Origin of the sequence: uncultured Polaribacter sp. (assembly GCF_947503875.1) — a bacterium.
Classification (GTDB): domain Bacteria; phylum Bacteroidota; class Bacteroidia; order Flavobacteriales; family Flavobacteriaceae; genus Polaribacter.
On record NZ_CANNFH010000002.1, the window covers coordinates 108,262 to 127,720 of the forward strand.

Genomic DNA, 19,459 nt, shown 5'->3' on the forward strand with positions numbered 1-19,459 from the left:
TAAAATAATGATAAAAGTAGGATTATTTGGTATTGGTTTAGATACCTATTGGCCGCAGTTTGAAGGACTGTTAGAACGTTTAGAAGGTTATCAGCAACAGATAGCAGATAAAATGGAAGAGTTTGGAGCAGAAGTAGTTAACGTTGGGTTGGTAGATTCTCCCATTAAAGCGAGAGAAAAAGCACAAGTTTTAAAGACTGAAGATGTAGATATTTTGTTTTTGTATATTTCAACCTATGCTTTGTCATCCACAGTTTTACCTGTGGTGCAAAAAGTAAAATGTCCTGTAGTTATTTTAAATATTCAGCCTGTGGCTGCCATAGATTACGAAAGTTTTAATGCTTTGGGCGATCGTGGAAAAATGACAGGAGAATGGTTGGCACATTGTCAGGCTTGTTCTGTACCAGAATTCGCGAATGTTTTTAATCGTGCAGGAATAGATTATGAATTTATAACGGGATATTTAGGAGAACAATTTGTTTGGGATGATATTCAGGATTGGATTGATGCCACCAAAGTTGCATCCATAATGCAAAATAACAGATTAGGTGTTTTAGGGCATTATTATGCAGGAATGCTAGATGTATATTCCGATTTAACCAAACAATCTGCTGCTTTTGGAACCCACATAGAAATTGTTGAAATGTGTGAAGTAAAAAAGTACAGAGATGGGGTTACACAAGTTGAGGTTGATGAAAAGTTAGCCGAATTTCAAACTACGTTTGAAGTAATTGATACTTGCGAAGAATCCGAATTAATTCGCGCAGCAAAAACATCAATCGCTTTAGATAAATTAGTAGAAAATCATGATTTAGGTTCTTTGGCTTATTATTATGAAGGCGAAAATGCCAATGAATACGAAAATATTGTAACTTCTGTAATCGCTGGAAACACATTATTAACAGGTAAAAATGTACCAGTAGCAGGAGAATATGAAGTAAAAAATGCACAGGCTATGAAAATTATGGATGCTTTTGGTGTTGGTGGTTCTTTTTCTGAGTTTTATGCGATGGATTTTAATGATGATATTGTGATGTTAGGTCATGATGGTCCTGCACATTTTGCCATTGCAGAAGGGAATGTACAATTAGTGCCTTTACCAGTTTACCATGGAAAACCAGGAAAAGGATTGTCCATTCAAATGACGGTCAAACACGGTCCAGTTACTTTGTTATCAGTTGTAGAAGGTAAAGACGATGTGTTTTTATTAGTAGCAGAAGGCGAATCTGTAGAAGGCCCAGTTTTACAAATAGGAAATACAAATAGCCGTTATCGTTTTTCAATAGGCGCAAGAAATTTTATGAATGAGTGGTCTAAACAAGGGCCATCTCATCATTGTGCAATTGGCGTTGGCCATATTGCCAATAAAATAGAAAAATTAGGAAATATTTTAAATTTAAGAGTGGTTCGTATTTGTTAACAAACATCAACCATAAACCAGTAACTATTAACCAAAAAACAAAACAAACATGCAAGCAATTTTAGGAGTATTATTTCATTCATTAGGAGGCGTAGCAGCAGGTAGTTTTTACATGCCTTATAACAAAGTAAAAGGTTGGGCTTGGGAAACCTATTGGATGGTTGGAGGTATAATGTCTTGGCTAATTGTACCGCCAATTGCAGCCTATTTAACGGTTCCAGGTTTTGTAGATATTATAGCATCTAGTTCCAATGCTATTTTAAGTTTTACCTTTTTAATGGGTTTGCTTTGGGGAGTTGGCGGATTGTCTTATGGTTTGGGTGTTCGTTATTTAGGCATGTCTTTAGGAAACTCAGTGGTTTTAGGGTTTTGTGCTGCTTTTGGAGCGATAGTTCCTTCAATTTATTACAATTTTAATCCAGAAGAAGGTAAAACGTCTTTTACAGAAATGCTATCTTCTACAGGTGGTCAAGTTGTTTTATTGGGTGTTTTGGTTTGTTTGTTAGGTATTGCACTTTCAGGAAAAGCAGGTATGATGAAGGAGAAAGAATTATCTGATGAAGAGAAAAAAGAAAGTGTTTTAGAGTTTAATCTTACAAAAGGATTAATTGTAGCTGTACTTTCCGGAATTTTAAGTTCGTTTTTTAGTTTTGGTATAGAAGGTGGAAAACCACTTGCAGATGCTGCAGTAGCTGCTGGTTATGACCATTTATTCGCCAACAATGTTACTTTTGTAGTCATTCTCTGGGGTGGTTTAGCAACCAACCTAATTTGGACTACCTTTTTAAGTATCAAAAATAAATCTTACAAAGATTTTACCAATAAAAGTACACCAATAAGAAAAAATATATTGTTTTCTGCTTTTGCAGGCACCATCTGGTTTTTGCAGTTTTTCTTTTATGGAATGGGAGAAAGTAAGTTAGGTAATGGCGCAAGTTCTTGGATTTTGCACATGTCTACTATTATTTTAACAGCCAATCTTTGGGGAATCTATAGAAAGGAATGGAAAGGTGTTGCTAAGAAAACAAAACTAACCATTACTGCTGGTATTGCCGTTATTCTTTTATCTGTTGTTTTAGTAGGTATTGGTAATTCTTTATAAATTAAAAAAATATCAAAAATAGATAGTTTTTTATTTCAAATAATTTATGTGAATATCCTGATAATATAATTTCTATTTTTTACTGTTTTTATAAATAAAAGAGACTGCCTTTAAAGGCAGTCTCTTTTATTTTATGGAAAAAATATTTTTAATTTGTTCTACAGAAATCTACATTTCTAATTCTAATTTGAAATCTATCATCACTACAGGTATCACAAGCTTCATAAGCACCATAGCGTGTAGTTGCAGCTTCAGCAGTGTATGTATGTTCCATTGTTCTACTTCTAGTATTTCCTCCTCCAGATATGGTTACAGTAGATTCTGCAAGTTGACTGCTAGAATTGTCATATCCAGTTTTACAAGTTAAATTATAACGAATTCCTTGTGTAATATTTCTGAGAAATGTGGTTGTTCTAGTACCACTTCCATTACTTCCAGTTACAAAAGGTACGGTAGATTCACTAATTTCAGCAGTGTAAACTTCTCTACCTTGCCTATCTCTTCTATTTGCTTTTTTTATGTACAACAGAAAAACGGCACTTCTAGCAGTTCTTCCTTCTCTAAGGCCTTCTTTAATTTCGCCTTCAGCATGCACTTGTACAATACAAGTTCGCCCACTGCTTACTTCGTCTACTCTAAATTCGTAGCTTAGAGTTGTAGATTTATTTCTACCTCTATTTACTCGGTTAAAAAAGCGCTCAACACGTGTTCTTGTGCCATCAAATCTATCTGTAGAGCCTGTTAAACGATATCTACCAAAACCACCACCTACATTTGCATAACCACCAAATGATGCTGATGACCTGCAATCTAGCGTACCAATATTATTAGGATTAGAAGAGTCATTACAGCCACTTGCTTGACCACTAGCTGCACCTGGTCCTAAATTAGGGAAACTAGTTTCATTGCAAGTAGTTCGTGCTAATAATTCAGGGCTTTCAAAATCGGTATTTTCTACTTCTAGACTTTGGTCTTCAATAACTTCTCCTTCGTTTGAACAGGAGGTAGCAATAAAAAGTGTAAATATTACACTTAATTTAAAAAAAGTTGTAATTGTTTTTTTCATTGTAATTTAATTTTTAGTTTAAAATTAGTTACCTGTAGAAATATTAGTATCCTGCACTATCCGGAATTTAATGTTAATTTTGAATATTATAATGTTAAAATAGTATAGTATGATTTTATACCTTAATTCACACCTAAAATTCTTAAGATTAGAACACCAGACCATACTTAATTGAAGGAATAAATCAAAAGTTTCAAGGGATTAAAGATTTTATCTCGCTAATTTTAGTGATTTATTATAATCTTATTAAAATAAGAAGAACGCTCTTAAGTATTTGATATCTAGTTTCCGTGATCAAATCAGATTCTATTTAGTTGTTTTTATTATGTTAATATATTTTTTTCATGAGACTACAGGATAACACCCTACAAAATTTCTTTTAATTTCATACTTTAATTGATCTTAATACCAAACTTTAAAACTTTATATTTCAAAATGATAAAAAAACAATCGATACTTGCATTAGTAATTTTAGCTCTAGTTTCTGTATCATGCCAAAAGTCTCCGTCATCAAATAAATCAGTTTCATTTCAAAATTTATTGGTAAACAGCAAACAAAATCCATCAACCATAGAAAGTAAGCAACCTTTATTTTCTTGGATTGCAAGTGTTGAAGGTTTTAACAAGTCACAATCAGCCTATCATATTTTGGTGGCATCTATAGAAGATAAATTAAATGAAGATGATGCAGATATTTGGAATTCTAATAAAACAGAAAGTAATAAATCTGCCTTTGTAAAATATAAGGGGAAACCTTTAAAAGCAATGCAAAAATACTTTTGGAAGGTGAAAATTTGGGATGAAAAAGGTACATCTTCAAAATGGTCGGAAATTCAGGAATTTGGAATGGGATTGATTGATAAAAAGAATTGGGGAGATGCCAAATGGATTACACTAAATAACGATACTAGAACTTCTCCATATCAATTTAGAGATTATAAAACTGGTAGAATGGGCAATCAACCTGCAAAAAAAGTAAATGGGTTTGCAGCAAGTTATTTTAGAAATGAATTAGCAATTGATAAAAAAATAGCGAACGCTCAAGTTTATATTTGCGGATTAGGATATTATGAGTTGTATTTAAATGGCGAAAAAGTGGGTGATCATGTGTTAGATCCTGCACCTTCTAATTATGATAAACAAGCCTATTATGTAAATTATGATATTACAAAAAGTATAAATTCTGGTAAAAATGCATTCGGAATTATTTTAGGAAACGGTTTCTACGCTCAGGATATTTCTTGGAAAAGAGATCCTGAATCTGAGAAAGATATGGCTTATGGGCCACCAACTGTAAAATTTTTATTGAAGTTAAAATATGAAGATGGTTCTACCAAAGATTTTTACACAGACAAAAACTGGAAAGAGTCAACAGGGCCAATTGTTTTTAATAATATTTATGGAGGAGACACTTATGATGCACGTTTTGAAATTGGAAAATGGAATACAGTAGGTTATAATGATAAATCTTGGGGAAATCCAAAAGAAGTAGCACCAAAATTGAGAAATATTAGTGCAAGTCAAATTCCGCCAATTAAAAAATTACAAGAATTATCTCCTCAAAAAGTTTTTAAAGGAGCAGATGGAGAATGGATTGTAGATTTTGGACAAAATATTGCAGGTTGGGTTAAATTAAATGTGGAAGGTAAAAAAGGGCAATTAATAGATGTAATTACCACAGAAGCATTGCTAACAAACGGAAAAGATATTTTTAAAGGTTCTACTGGTGGTGGTGCAAACGGAATGACACAGATTTACAAATATATCTGTAAAGGTGAAGGTGTAGAATCTTGGGAGCCTAAATTTAGTTATCATGGATTTAGATATGCAAAAATTACAGGAATTTCTAAAAAGCCTGATGCTAATATGATTAAGGCAGTTTTGGTAGCTACAGATATTAAAGAAACAGGAAGTTTTACTTCTTCTGATGCCTTACTAAACAAAATGCATAGTATTAGTAAATGGACAATTGTAGATAATGTTCATGGAATACCAGAAGATTGCCCTCATAGAGAAAAATGTGGTTGGCTAGGAGATGCACATGCGTTTTGTGAATATGCGTTTTTTAATTATGATATGTATGATTTCTACAAAAAATACATGGAAGATATTAAAACCCAAATGCGCCCAACAAAAGGGCGTAACAACCCAGAATTAAAGTTTCAAGTGCCTACAATGATTGCTCCTGGAAAACGCACATCTACCTATGCAAAAATAGATTGGGGAGTTGCCACAATGTATTTGCCTTGGTACAATTATAAGTTTTACGGCGATGATGAAATTGTTAAAGATTATTATGAACCAATGAAGGGTTTAACCAATTTCTATCTTAATTTTAAAGGAGAAAACGGAATTATGCAAGATGGAATGGGAGATTGGTGTCCACCTCTTTGGGATAGAAAAAAGAACCCAAGTGCAATGGAATGTGATCCAATAATTTCTGCAAATGCTTATTTTTATGATGTTTTAGGCATTATGGAAAAATTTGCAAAAATGAATAATGATGCTATTTATCAAGCCAAAATGAAACAAGAAAAAGAGGCCTTGTTAGAAGCTTTCAACAAAGAATTTTTAGTAGCTATTCCAAATACAAAACACAAATGGTATCAAAGTCAGACTGCAACTGTGCAAGCGTTACAATTCGGTATGGTTCCCAAAAAGGAAATTGAAACGGTTGTAAATGGATTGGTACATAATATTGTTGAGGTTAAAGGTGGTCATCATGCTACAGGAATTCACGGAAACAGATACATTTATACAGTTTTGTCTAAATACGGAAAAGCAGATTTAGCCTATGATATTTTAACTACGCCAGATTTTCCAAGTCAAACATATGTAATGAACTCAGGTTTTACTACTTGGCCAGAGCGTCAATTTATTTGGGAAGAAATGGAAGGTCCAAGTAATTCCTTAAATCATCCAATGCATAGTGGTTTTGCAGCTTATTTCTTTGAATCTTTAGGAGGTATAAATTCGTCTATAGAAAAGCCAGGATTTAAAATATTTACAGTAAATCCAGAGTTTTCTAGTAAAATTACCAGTACTAAAGTTACTGTGCCAACGCCTTATGGAACTATTAAAAACGATTGGAATCTTCAAAATAATACATTAAACATGAATCTTGAGGTTCCTTTTAATACATCTGCTAAAATTATTTTAAATAAAAAAGAATTAGAAACCTTAAAAGTAAATGATGCTTCTTTTGGCGATAAAAAAGAAGTTATTTTAGGTTCTGGTCAATACAAAATTGTATACGAAAAAGCATCTAAATAAAATCACTACAGCACAGGATACTTTGTATGTCAAATTCTTTTATTTTTGTTGAAACCCATTTATACATCAAAATGAAAAATAAATTTTTATTCTTTTTATTGTCTATAGTTTCATTACAATTATTTGCGCAAACTGCCAATTGTAATGGAACCCTTCCATTTGAAGAAAAAGACGGAATTTTAACCATAGAAATGGAGTCTGGTATTTTACCTGCTGGTTCAGATTGGAAAATAGGTAGTGAAGAAGATCCAAATTTAGAAGGAGCAACCATTAATTATATATTTTGGGATGGTACAGAGTTTTTTAGTAGACCTACTGGAGTAACAATTACCTATAACATTAAGATTAACAATCCGGGAACTTATAGATTGGCTTGGAGAGGTCGAATAGGAAAAGGTGATTCTGGAGGTGAACATAATGATGCTTGGTTAAAAATTGAGGCAGATGATTTTTTTGCTACGAAGACAAGTAGCCCTACATCTACTCAGGTTCTTGAACCTAAACCTAGTTGTGAAAGCAATCCAGATAGAGCTTGTCCTGCAGGTTCTACTAGAGATGGTTTTTTTAAGGCATTTATGAACAGGCATCCAGTAAACCTTCCTGTGGAAAGTAGATGGGGTTTTGTAACCAATACTAACGATCATGATTCTTTTAGATTTATTTGGGCAACGTTTAACACTCCTGGTAATTATAAAATAATGGTAGATGCAAGGTCAAATTCATTTTTTATGGATAAAATGGTATTAAGAAGAAGTGATGTATCAGACTCAGTTGCGCATAATTTAAATAATGCACCATCTGCATGTTTTGATGCCTCTTTATCTACTACAGATGTTGATATAAATGAGGTTGCTATTTATCCTAATCCTACCAAAGGAAATATTCAACTTACTAATTTACCATTGAATACAAAACTAACAATTAGAAATATTTTAGGAGCAAAGGTGCGTGAGATAAGCGTAAAATCTGAATCAGAAAGTATTGATATTAGTGATTTAAACGAAGGTGTATATTTTTTATCTAATAATGATCAAAACAACCGTTTTGTAAAAAAAATAATAAAGATATAAATTATCAAAATACAATTGTTTCAGCGCTTTAAAGTACTATTTTTAATTCCATTTCTTTTTTTCAGTTGTAAAAAAGAAATGGAATTAAAGCATAAAAAACCCAACGTACTTTTTATTTTGGTAGATGATTTAGGTTATCACGATTTAGGGGTAACAGGTAGTACATATTATGAAACACCAAATGTAAATCAGCTTGCTGCACAAAGTACAGTTTTTGCTAAAGGTTACGCAGCAAGTAGAGTTTGCAGCCCATCTAGAGCAAGCATTTTAACAGGTAAGTTTACTGCGCGCCATGGAATTACAGATTGGATTGGCGCAAAAGCAGGAGAAGATTGGAGAAAAAGAAACAGATTTGATAAAATGTTACCCGCCAATTATGTCCAATCTTTGGACAAGGAAGAGGTAACCATAGCAGAAATTTTTCAAAAAAATAATTACAACACTTTTTTTGCAGGAAAATGGCACTTAGGAGACAAAGGCTCATATCCAGAAAATCATGGTTTTGATATTAATAAAGGAGGTTATCATAGAGGAGGACCTTCAGCAGGCTTTTTTGCGCCTTTTAACAATCCAAAGTTAAAAGACAACCAAAAAGGGGAAAACCTAACCATTCGTTTGGCAAAGGAAACCGCAAAATTTATTCATCAACAAAAAGACAGTGCATTTTTTGCTTTTTTATCGTTTTATGCGGTGCATGCGCCCATACAAACCACAGAAACCAAATGGAATAAATACAGAACCAAAGCAGAAAATTTAGGAGTTGCCAATACTGGTTATAAAATGGAACGTGTTTTACCAGTAAGACAAGTGCAAGACAACCCTATTTATGCGGGTTTATTAGCAACTATGGATGATGCTGTAGGTATTGTTTTAAAGGCATTAAAAGATACTAATCTTGATAAAAATACGATTGTAGTTTTTACTTCAGATAATGGAGGTGTGGCTTCTGGAGACAATTATGCTACAAGTAATTTACCTTTAAGAGGTGGTAAAGGTTATCAATGGGAAGGAGGTATTAGAGCTCCCTTTTTTATGAAAGTGCCTTGGTTGAAAAATAAACCAAATACAATAGATTTTCCAGTAATTAGTACAGATTTTTACCCAACACTTTTAGACTTGGCAAATATTAATTTACAGCCAGAACAGCACAAAGATGGTATTAGTTTAAAACCGCTTTTAGAAGGAAAAGAAATGGAGAATAACAGACCTTTGTTTTGGCATTATCCACATTATGGCAATCAAGGTGGTGAACCTTCTTCTATTATTCAGCAAAATGGTTGGAAATTAATTCATTATTGGGAAGATAATCGTCAGGAATTATTCAAATTACCATCCACAGAAAAAGATGATTTAAATGTTGTTGAAAAACGCCCAAAAATTGCGCAAGATTTAAGCAATCAATTAATGAATTGGTTACAGGAAGTTGGTGCAAAATATCCTGTAAAAGACTTAAGGTTTGATGCTCTTAAACGTGAAAAAAGATTGATTAACATCAAAAATAACAAGTGGAAATCTTTAGAAGAAGAAAGATTAAAAGTGTTATCTAAAGATTTTAAACCCAATGAGAATTGGTGGAAGAGTAAAATAACTAAAGACTAAAAAAATGAAACAAACAATTTACATAATAATTTTGAGTATCAATTTTTGTTTTTTTTCTTGCCAGAGCGAAAAAAAAAATGATTTTAGATCTATTTTTAATGGAGAAAATTTAGAAGGTTGGAGTGGAGATGAAACCTATTGGTCTGTAAAAGATGGTATTTTAATTGGGGAAGTTACCCCAGAAACTATTTTAAAAAGCAACTCTTTTATAATTTATGAAAAAGAACAACCTGCAAATTTCGAATTAAAACTAGCATATAGAATTTCAGAATCTGGAAATAGCGGTTTAAATTATAGAAGTGAAAAGATTAAAAACAGGCCTTTTGCTTTAAGAGGTTACCAATCTGATATAGATGGTAAAAAACGATTTGTAGGACAAAATTACGAAGAGAAAAAGAGAACTACACTAGCTTATATTGGCGAGAAAGTAATTATTGAAACAATGCCAGATAGTATTCCAACTACAAATATTAGAAAAAATGTAAAAAGAAATTGTTGGCAAACTAGAAGTGTAGTCAACTCTTTAGGCAATAAAAAAGAATTAAAAGCAGTTATTAAAGATAATGATTGGAATACTATGCATTTAATAGTAAAAGATAGCCTAATGCAGCACTATGTAAATGGTGTTTTAATGAGTGAAGTTAAAGACTTGGATGAAGTAAATAGGTCTAAAAAAGGTTATATTGGTGTTCAAGTGCATGTTGGCCCACCAATGAAAGTAGAGTACAAAAACATACTATTTAAAGACCTTTAGAATTAATACTAAATTTAAAAAGTTTTAGTTTCTAAAAATATGGTTTTACCAAATTTTAATAGATTATAAATTAAGAAAAATTTAGGGCATAAATGTAAGTTTTGTCTGTAATTTCGTCTTACCAAACATACAATTTAACATTATGAAAAAAATAAATTCTTTAGTATTAAATGTTTTCGTTATAACAATCCTAATTTTTTCTTTTGCATCTTGTTCTAGTGAAGAAGTCACTAGAGACGCAATAGATTTAGAAGAACTCTTGGAAGAGGAGGAAGAGGAGTTAGAAATGAATGGAGATTTTGTTATAGGTAATTTTCCTAATGCAGCTGCAGATAAAATAGTAAGCATTAATACAGGTTCAGGTGAAGGAATGTTTTACAACTTTTGGTCTACAAGACCTATGATAAATCAAAGTAGGTTTAATGCAGCCGGTTTTAGAAACGCTATTCAACCTTTAAAAAGCTATGTGAAAAGTTATAATTTGGTAAGAACCATGGGAGGTAGAAATGATAATTTAAATGATTTCTATAAAGGTGCAGATGAAGATGGCAATATTATAACAGATTTTTCTGAGTTAATTTCCACAATGAGAAATTTTAGAAGCACAGGCTTTAAACCAAGAATTGTTTTAAGTAAAGTGCCTTGGGCAATGGTAGAAGAAAGAGTTGAAAATGACTTTGGAAATACCAATCCGCCAAAAGACTACGATCTTTGGAGAAAATATGTAAACGCTTTTTTATCTACTTTGGTTAATGAATTTGGAATGAACGAAGTTAAAACATGGCGTTTTAGAATTAGTACAGAACCAAATTACACACCTAATCATTGGAATGGAACTCCAGCAGAATATTTTAAACATTATGACATTACTGTAGATGAAGTTTTAAAAGTTATTCCAGATGCAATTGTTGGCCCAGGAAATTTATTAACAGAGCAAGTAGGTACTTTTACTACAGAAATTATAGATCATTGTGCAAATGGGACAAACTACGTTACAGGAGAAAAAGGTACTCAAATGGATTTCTTTGCACTTTCTTATTATGAGAAATTAGATAAAAATGAATTAATTTTTGAAGAAATAGTAAAACCATATAGAACTAAATTAAATAGTTACCCTCAGTTTAGTAATATTCCTTTTGATATTCACGAATTTGGTATTTTAAGAGGAGATAATGGAAAAAGAGGATTAAGTTTAAATGATGGTACAGAATTAGGTGCTAGTTGGTATGCGGCAATAGCAGATTTGGCTTTTGAATATAATATTGCTGAAATCTACGATTGGGGACAAGAACTAGAAAGTAGTGCTTTACCTATTGGAAGAAGAAATGTTACAGAAATGTTTTTAAAATTAGAAGGCGGTATGAGAATGTTTGCCTCAGAAAATTTATCTGGTTTTTCAGGGATTATTCCTGTGTTAAAAGATGGTAAAGTGTATTTACTGATATACAACCATAACACCAGCAGAAATAGCACAAATTCAAAAACTATTTATCCAAAATTAGAAGGGAATTTAGTTGCTAATACAACCAAGTGGAGAGTAAATGAATGGACTATAGACAAAGAAAATAGTATTTTAATGCACGAGTTGTATAAAGATTTAAGAAACGCAGGAGTAGGAGAGAAGACAAATGGAAGAATATACGGTAATAGACCTTCAGATCGTTTTGAAGATAATTGGAGAAATGTATTAAATAGCAATTTATCTAAATACGAAAGACTTTCAGAATTGTCGCAAACAGTTAAAGATTCATTGGTAGGTACAAATGTAGATAATTTGATGTTAAAAGTAGATTTAGCGCCACATGCAGTGAAGTTAATTGAACTGATACCAGAATAATAATCTTATTGCATTACATACAAAAAACACCAATTTAATTTTTTTAAATTGGTGTTTTTTCTTTCAAAACTATTTGGTTTTTTAGTAATGCTAGTGTTGTTTAAATAGTGAAACATGTTTCATATAACTTGTGGTATCACTGGTAAAAACAGAATCTGAGAATCTCTTCAGCAACTATATTTGATCACATTACCTCATGATGCCTTGTTTTGTATTCAAGTAAAAGAATATCTTAATAAGATGCTTTTTTAATTGTAAGTTTTAAAATAGGCTTTTGAAGCGTTGGTAGTAATTGCTGTGTTTTTAAAGATTAATTTATCCCCTTCACCAATGTAAATACTTTTTAAAGTTTTGTTTTTGTTTAGAGTAATCACAGCATAAGAACCTTTAAAATAAATGTCTTTACTTTTAAAAACTTCGTTTTTAGATTGTGTAATTATATATTGAGTTAAATACTCACTAGAAGTTTTACTTTCAATAACTAGTCCTTTGTAAACCCCATCTTGCTCTATTTTTTTTACAGATTGTATGCTTGGTTTTTCTGTTTCATTAAAAGGCTCATAAACTACTACAAAAGGGTTTTGCCAAGCTTCTCCCTCTTTTCTAACTACTAAAGTTGGTGTTGGTAAATCGTTATAAGGTTCTGGAGCTTGAAAAGTGTGTGGTGCTTTTACTTTGGTATAGGTTCTATTTTCAAACCCAGGAATGTGCAATTGCATAAACAAATCATTGCCTTTTAATTTTTTTACACTAAAAGTAGCTTTTACAGTATTTGCATATTCTTGTGAAGTTTTTACATCTTTAAAAAAGTGCCATCCAGGATTTCTATATGATCTTCTCGTCCATTTTAAACGAGCACTTTCCATAAATCTGTTAGGCGTCTTTTTTAATTTTAAATCCTTGCTTTCAAACACCAATTTATCTCCAATATTATGGTATAAATAATCGTGATATTCATTTGGTAACTTAGATTTAGAACGAAATACATCTACATAATAACCAGTGGTTGGCGATGTTCTAATTAAGCCTAAAGTTCTTTCTTGAGTAGCTTCTGCTTTATTTCCTCCTGTATCCTCAAAACTAGTTTGGCTAAAAGAAAAGTTTGGCGTAACTCCCTCTTCTCCAACTTTAGGTTCTACAGAGATTAATTGAACTGTGTTCATTCCTAAATTTACCCAACCTCCTTCACCTTGTGAAGCACCGTTTACGATAACTGTATTATGGGCCGCAAAAATTCTAGAGTAATTTTCGTGAATGTCTTTGGCATATTTTCCATTCCCATTATCTACGCCTAAAACTTGCCCTTCTCCATATAATTCAATATTCATGCCTTCTGCATGACCATGTACCATAGCTGCTCCACCAACAAAACCCATTAATCCATCTTTTGGGTCTTTTGTACTACTAATATTTCTTTGCATTACAATTCCTGCGTGGTATACTCTATCTGTTCTTGGTAGTTTTATAGCAACTGGTTTTTCATCTACAGTATTGTGCCAAAATAATGCTTCTATAGTATTTCTTTGGTACTTGTCTTTTAACAAAGCGTTTTTTAAAAGCGCTCCAATTTCTTGGGTAACTTCATTTAAGTTATACATTTTTGCCAAAGTGTACGCATTATCGAAAGCTTTATAAGGTGCTTTTCCTTTTCTTTTTCCATCTCCCCACCTTACAATTTCGTTGTTCGGATACACAAAATAATCTAATCTAGGTAAAGCAAATAAAATGTTTTGGTATTGCTCAGCTAAATTTAAATCAGGATTATACCTGCTTATCACCAACATTAATTTGGTTAAAATTGATGTTGAGTGATTTAAATACCCTGATGTTTCTGGCCAGATATTTCCTTTATTTTTAAAGTTTTCTGCAAAAACAGGCAAAGCATCTTGATTTTTTGTACTTGTTGTTAAAAAATAAGAAAGTAATTTTTCTCGTTCCTTTTTATCATCCATAGCCAAAGCATTATACACCAAACTTGGTGCTTCTAAAACAGGATGATTAGATGCTGTTTGTCCGTAATTTATGGTAATATCTGCGTAAGTTCTGCATACATTTTGTAGCTCATTAATAGGAAAAGCTACTTTTTTATTCTGAATGATGTCCAATACATTGCCTCCTTTTTTAAGATAACTAGCTACAAAATCATAAACTAAAGGAACTTTATAACCAATTACACGTACTTCTCTAAAACCATCATAAGGAAACAACCAACCACCTCTACCATGCCAATCAGACAGTTTAGCTTTTTGTACAGACTTTGTAAATGAATACAAAATACTACTTGCCATATATGCGTATTTTTCGTCTTGGGTTATAAAATACATGGCACCACAATCTATACCTATTTGCAAATAGTTAATAAGTGCTTCTGCTGGAGCCCATTCTTTTTCGGTAGCATTGTCTAAGTTTCTATGTTTACCGTTTAATATATGATCTGTCTTAAAAAATGGTGGAAATTCATTTTCTTTTCCTTCAGCCCAATTAAAGGGTAGGTTTTTTAAGTATGTTTTTGGGTTTTTATAAAACTTATTGACCTCTAAATCTGTTTTTGTTTTCAGATTTGTATAAATTTTACTCGCCCAAGTTTCTGTTTCTATTTTTTTTAGAATTGTTGTTCTTTCAGCGTTTTTTACTAAAATAAAGGGGCGTTCTAATTCTTGACCAAGAATATTTCCACAGAAAGCAATTATAAATACCAAAAATAGTTTTGCGTCAATTTTCATACTTTATTATTTTAAAAAATCTTTACCCCATTTTTCTCTCAGTTCAATGGCCAATTCTTTTACTTTTTCTTGATAGGCTGGTTTTTCAGCTAAATTGTCTAACTCTAAAGGATCTTTTTTATGATCAAATAACATTCTAGCATAAGCAACACCATCATCATTAGTCCATTCTGTGTAAAATATATCTCCTTTAATTAAAGTTACTGCATCTTTAAATTTAGAAACAGCCCAATCCTTATCACTTTTACCACCATTAATTATGGGTACAAAACTTTTACCATCAACAGTTTTAGGAACTTCTAAACCTACCAATTCTGCTAAACTTGGGTAAATATCTATATATTCTGTAATGGCATTTGTTTTTGTTCCCTTGGTTTTCCCTGGAACTTTAATAAGTAATGGCGTTCTTAAAGCGGTTTCAAAAGTAACATGTTTGCTCCATAATTTATGGTCTCCTAAATTCCAACCATGATCTCCCCATAAAATTACAATGGTATCCTCTTCTAATTCCAATCGTTTTAATTCGTCTAAAACCAAGCCAATTTGAGCATCAATATAACTAACACAAGCATAATAGCCATGAATTAGTTGTTTCGCCATATCTTCTGACAAATCTCCTTTTTTAGGAATTGTTGCATATTTTCGTAGTTCTCCAAAATTGTGAAATGCTTCTTTTGGTGTTGTTTTTGGCTGTTGATAACTTACAGGAAGTTGAATGTTTTTTCTATCATACAAATCCCAATATTTTTTTGGAGCATTAAAGGGTAGATGTGGTTTTACAACGCCCATTGTTAAAAAGAAAGATTGCTTAGATTGCTTTAACTTTTGCAAATCTTTGATCACTTTTAAAGCTAATTTTCCATCTAAATAAGTAGAATCTGGAGTTTCAGCATTTTCTGTTGGCATTCCTCTGCCTTGTTTTTTGCGCAATTCAAAAGCTTCTTCTGTAGCATACCTCCAACGTCTTGCAGGTTGCCAAATTTCATTCCAAGCGTTTTTGTCATCTTTATTATAGTGATATATTTTACCATTAGAAATCGTTTGATACCCATTTTGTTTTAGTAAAGCTGGTAGTGAAGTTCCATTAGGAAAATCTTCATCCTTTTTCGTATTAAAATCGATAAATCTGTTTCTTGTGGGTCTTGCTCCTGTAAGTACACTTGCTCTAGATGCACCACAAACGGGAATGTTGCAATACGCTTTATTAAACACCAAGCTTTGTGAAGCCAGTTTATCTAAATTGGGCGATTTAATGTGTTTTGCTCCGTAAAAATTGAGTTCTGGGCGTAAATCATCAACAGCTATAAATAAGATGTTTTTTGGTTTGTTATTTACTGTATTTATTGTTTCTTTTTTTTGAACTTTACAAGCCGTAAAAAGAATTAAAAAACTAATTAAATATGGATAAATTTTACTCATTTAAATATTTTTTAACTGCATTTAATTTGGGATAAGGCACTTTTTCTCCATTTTTTACCCAAGTTCCTGTTGGAGCGTTGTTTGTTTTTAACCAGGCTAACATATCAGCGTTCATTTTTAGAGCAATTTCCATTTCTGCTGAAGTGGGATTTTCTAAAATATTTCTTTTTTCAGAAATATCTTTGGTTATGTTATACATTTCAAATTCGTTTGTTTCATAAAAATAAAACAGTTTGTAATATTCGTCTTCAATTCTTTTCTGAATTAATGTTGATGGTGAAAAACGTTCATCCATATATCCTGGCAAATGCCAAAACAAATTTTCTCTTGAAATTCTTTCTGCTTCACCCGTTAAAATTTTGGCAAAAGATGCACCATCATATTTAGGTGTGTTTCCATCTTTCTTTTTTAGTGAAGTAATATCTACACTTGTTAATGCTGCTAAGGTTGGTAAAAAATCAATACAATGTACTGCTTGATTGCTTACTGAATTTTCTTTTATTACATTTGGATATCTGAAAATTAAGGGCACTCTAATTCCCCCTTCAGTTAAGTTTCCTTTTTTACCTTTTAATGGTGTATTGTTAAATAGACCTCCATTATCAGAATAAAAAATAAAAATGGTATTATTCGTAATATCATCTTCATTATTACCATCTCTATTTGGATCTTTTAAAGCATCATTTATTTTTCCAACATTTTGATCTAACAATTCAATCATAGACGCATATTCTGCAATTCTTGGTTTTAAGCCTCTTTTCAAATACTTTTGGGTTAAATCTTTTCTACCTGTAACATCAGAATGTACAGCGTGAAACGGCACATACAAAAAGAAGGGATTTTCAGAATTCGCGTTTTCTTTGATATAATCTACAGAAAAATCTCCAATAGCGTCTGTAAGGTGTTTTGGAGTTCCTTTTAAAAGCGATACATCTCCTTGACTGTTATAAGGTTTTAGAATGGTGTTGATGTATGCATCATCATAAGGATTTGCATATTTATCTACAAATTCCGAATTAAAAGTCCATCCTTTTTTATCAGAATTCATCGCTAAATAAAAAGATTTTGTTCTTTTTCCGTTAATTGGTGCTGCTATAATATGATGAATATCTGCTGGTAAATCAATGCCATAATCGCCTTTTAAAGGATGAGGTGTTCCGTGACTTTTACCTACTAAAGCCGTTTTGTAACCTTTTGTTTTTAGTACATCAAACATATTAATTCCATCTTCTGCAATTACCTTTTTTTGCTTAAAGGGTTCAATAAGTATGTTTGGAAAACCTTTGGTTCTTTTGTCTTGTCTTTTTAAAGAGCCAACATTATACACCTGGTTTTCTGTACCTGTGGCATATTGCCCACTAATTAACGCAGCTCTCGATGGTGCACAATTTTGATTGGTATATGCATTTGTAAAAGACATTCCTTGAGATGCCAGTTTGTCTATAACAGGAGTTTCATAAATTTTAGAACCGTTGTTATTATTCGTATTTCCAGTGCTTACGTCTGCCCAACCTAAATCATCTGCAAATATGAATACGATATTAGGCTTAGTATTTTTTTCGTTTTTAATTTGAGAGCTCATAAATAACGGTGTTATTAATACGGCACAACCTATAATTTTTGATAAGAAATTCATGTAAATTACTTTTTATTTTAAGAAATCAGATTATCTATCTGCCCCAATTACTTCTACAGGTTTTTTTTCTTCTCCGTTAACACGTGCTTTGTGTTCTACAAAATAAGGCTGAAAAGTATAAGAAGATTTTTCATCCCAAATCACATTTGTTTTTGGTAGTAAACCTTTCATTTTTTCTATTTGAGTTGCATATTTTGGATTTTTAGCTTCGTTATTCCATTCATTAGGATCTGCAGTATGATCGTAAAATTCTTCTGTACCATCTTCATATCTAATGTATCTGTAATTATTGATTTTTACAGCGTGGTTGTTCATGCCAAAGGTTGTAATCGCATACGTATCTTCTGTAATTTGATCACTTTCCATCATATTTACTAAACTTTTTCCCTCATTTGTATTGTTTGCAGACAAACCACTTAACTCTAATAAAGTAGGATAGATAGATAACATTTCTACAGGAGCATCTATTTTTTTTCCTTTTGGTAAATTAGGTCCAGCAAATAATAATGGGGCTTTTGTGGCAGTTTCCCAAAGTGCGTGTTTCGCAAATGTTCCTTTTTCTCCTAATCTGTATCCATGATCAGACCATAAAACAATCACTGTATTGTCTGCATGTTTGCTACTTTCTAAAGCATCTAAAACTCTACCTAATTCGTAATCTACATAACTAATACACGCCAAATAAGCTTGCACAATCTTTTTCCATTCGCCACTTTCTTTTGCCCATTCTGTAGAAGGCATCATTGGTAAATCGTTAATGTGTAAACCTATTTGAGGAATATCATTTAAATCATCAGATTTATAAGGAGGAGTTTGAATATCTTCTAAAGGATACAAATCGAACCATTTTTGAGGCACATATAAAGGCACATGCACACGTAAAAAACCAAGTCCCATAAAAAACGGTTTATCATAATCTCTATGTAAACGTTCTGCAACCCAATTTACAGATTTATGATCTGGCATTAAAGTATCATTTTCTGGAAAAGCGCCCCAATCTGTACTGGTTCTCCCGTATTTTCCTTTGTTTTCTTTTGATTTTGAAGTTCCAAAACCATCCCAAACAATACGCTCTTTTGGGTAAGGTCCAAAACCTTTTACACGTCCACCAGATTCATTAAAAATACTGTCTGGTGCATGAATGTGAAATAGTTTTCCAATTCCCATGGTGTGATAACCATTTTGCTCAAAATATTCTGGTAAAAAAGTAATGTCTTTTGTAGCTGGGTTTTCTGGTCTTCTTATTTTATTGTCTGGTGTCATACCATAAATACCTGTGGTAGATGGACGTAAACCTGTCATAATAGAAGCTCTAGAAGGGCCACAAAGTGGCGCTTGTACGTGCGCATTTGTAAAGGTTACACCCATTTTTGCTAATCTATCAAAATTTGGAGTTTTTACATTTGAAAAATTGTCAATTGGACTAATCCAAGTATTTAAATCGTCAACAGCTATAAAAAGCACATTAGGTTTTGTAGATTTTGATGCTGCTTTTTTTTCAGTTTTGCAAGCACTTAATGTGAGTATACTTATTAATGCAAGGAAATATATTTTTTTCAT

The 19,459-nt window shown here is 32.1% G+C and carries 12 protein-coding genes; 7 read left to right on the top strand and 5 right to left on the bottom strand.

Translation table 11 applies throughout. The annotated features are described in order from the left end of the window. Positions 1 to 7: 7 nt before the first annotated feature. Positions 8 to 1,420: an L-fucose/L-arabinose isomerase family protein gene (locus Q0684_RS02860; RefSeq protein WP_299012531.1), complete on the top strand. Its 1,413-nt coding sequence runs from the start codon at positions 8 to 10 to the stop codon at positions 1,418 to 1,420. A gap of 49 nt (positions 1,421 to 1,469) precedes the next feature. Continuing rightward, positions 1,470 to 2,522: an L-rhamnose/proton symporter RhaT gene (gene rhaT / locus Q0684_RS02865; RefSeq protein ID WP_299012532.1), complete on the top strand. Its 1,053-nt coding sequence runs from the start codon at positions 1,470 to 1,472 to the stop codon at positions 2,520 to 2,522. Positions 2,523 to 2,670: 148 nt separating this feature from the next. Here the strand turns inward: rhaT and Q0684_RS02870 are convergent, their stop codons facing one another. Then, positions 2,671 to 3,588 carry a hypothetical protein gene (locus tag Q0684_RS02870; protein ID WP_299012533.1) on the bottom strand — a complete coding sequence of 306 codons (918 nt, stop codon included), beginning with the start codon at positions 3,586 to 3,588 and terminating at the stop codon, positions 2,671 to 2,673. A gap of 435 nt (positions 3,589 to 4,023) precedes the next feature. Here Q0684_RS02870 and Q0684_RS02875 point away from each other — a divergent pair, with 435 nt between their 5' ends. The 5 genes from Q0684_RS02875 to Q0684_RS02895 all read left to right on the top strand — a co-directional run bounded on the left by Q0684_RS02875 (position 4,024) and on the right by Q0684_RS02895 (position 12,121). After that, positions 4,024 to 6,861 carry an alpha-L-rhamnosidase gene (locus Q0684_RS02875; protein WP_299012534.1) on the top strand — a complete coding sequence of 946 codons (2,838 nt, stop codon included), beginning with the start codon at positions 4,024 to 4,026 and terminating at the stop codon, positions 6,859 to 6,861. Positions 6,862 to 6,932: 71 nt separating this feature from the next. Beyond that, positions 6,933 to 7,931 (top strand): T9SS type A sorting domain-containing protein, encoded by a 999-nt coding sequence (locus Q0684_RS02880; protein WP_299012535.1) that lies wholly within the window; start codon positions 6,933 to 6,935, stop codon positions 7,929 to 7,931. Between the two features lie 78 nt (positions 7,932 to 8,009). Continuing rightward, a complete protein-coding gene (locus Q0684_RS02885) occupies positions 8,010 to 9,530 on the top strand; it encodes a sulfatase (protein ID WP_299012536.1) in 1,521 nt (506 codons plus the stop codon). Between the two features lie 4 nt (positions 9,531 to 9,534). After that, the gene (locus Q0684_RS02890; protein WP_299012537.1) at positions 9,535 to 10,284 is read left to right on the top strand and encodes a DUF1080 domain-containing protein; all 750 of its coding nucleotides are present in this window, start codon (positions 9,535 to 9,537) and stop codon (positions 10,282 to 10,284) included. A 142-nt stretch (positions 10,285 to 10,426) separates the two neighbouring features. Next, positions 10,427 to 12,121 carry a hypothetical protein gene (locus Q0684_RS02895; RefSeq protein WP_299012538.1) on the top strand — a complete coding sequence of 565 codons (1,695 nt, stop codon included), beginning with the start codon at positions 10,427 to 10,429 and terminating at the stop codon, positions 12,119 to 12,121. A gap of 248 nt (positions 12,122 to 12,369) precedes the next feature. Here the strand turns inward: Q0684_RS02895 and Q0684_RS02900 are convergent, their stop codons facing one another. From Q0684_RS02900 to Q0684_RS02915, 4 genes are read right to left on the bottom strand one after another with little or no spacing between them, the layout of a single operon-like run. After that, complete coding sequence (locus Q0684_RS02900; protein ID WP_299012539.1) at positions 12,370 to 14,844, bottom strand: heparinase II/III family protein; 2,475 nt, start codon at positions 14,842 to 14,844, stop codon at positions 12,370 to 12,372. A 6-nt stretch (positions 14,845 to 14,850) separates the two neighbouring features. After that, positions 14,851 to 16,263 (bottom strand): sulfatase, encoded by a 1,413-nt coding sequence (locus tag Q0684_RS02905; RefSeq protein WP_299012540.1) that lies wholly within the window; start codon positions 16,261 to 16,263, stop codon positions 14,851 to 14,853. After that, positions 16,256 to 17,899: a sulfatase-like hydrolase/transferase gene (locus Q0684_RS02910; RefSeq protein WP_299012541.1), complete on the bottom strand. Its 1,644-nt coding sequence runs from the start codon at positions 17,897 to 17,899 to the stop codon at positions 16,256 to 16,258. Before Q0684_RS02910 ends, Q0684_RS02905 begins: the two co-directional genes overlap by 8 nt. A gap of 30 nt (positions 17,900 to 17,929) precedes the next feature. Further along, complete coding sequence (locus Q0684_RS02915) at positions 17,930 to 19,459, bottom strand: sulfatase (RefSeq protein ID WP_299012542.1); 1,530 nt, start codon at positions 19,457 to 19,459, stop codon at positions 17,930 to 17,932.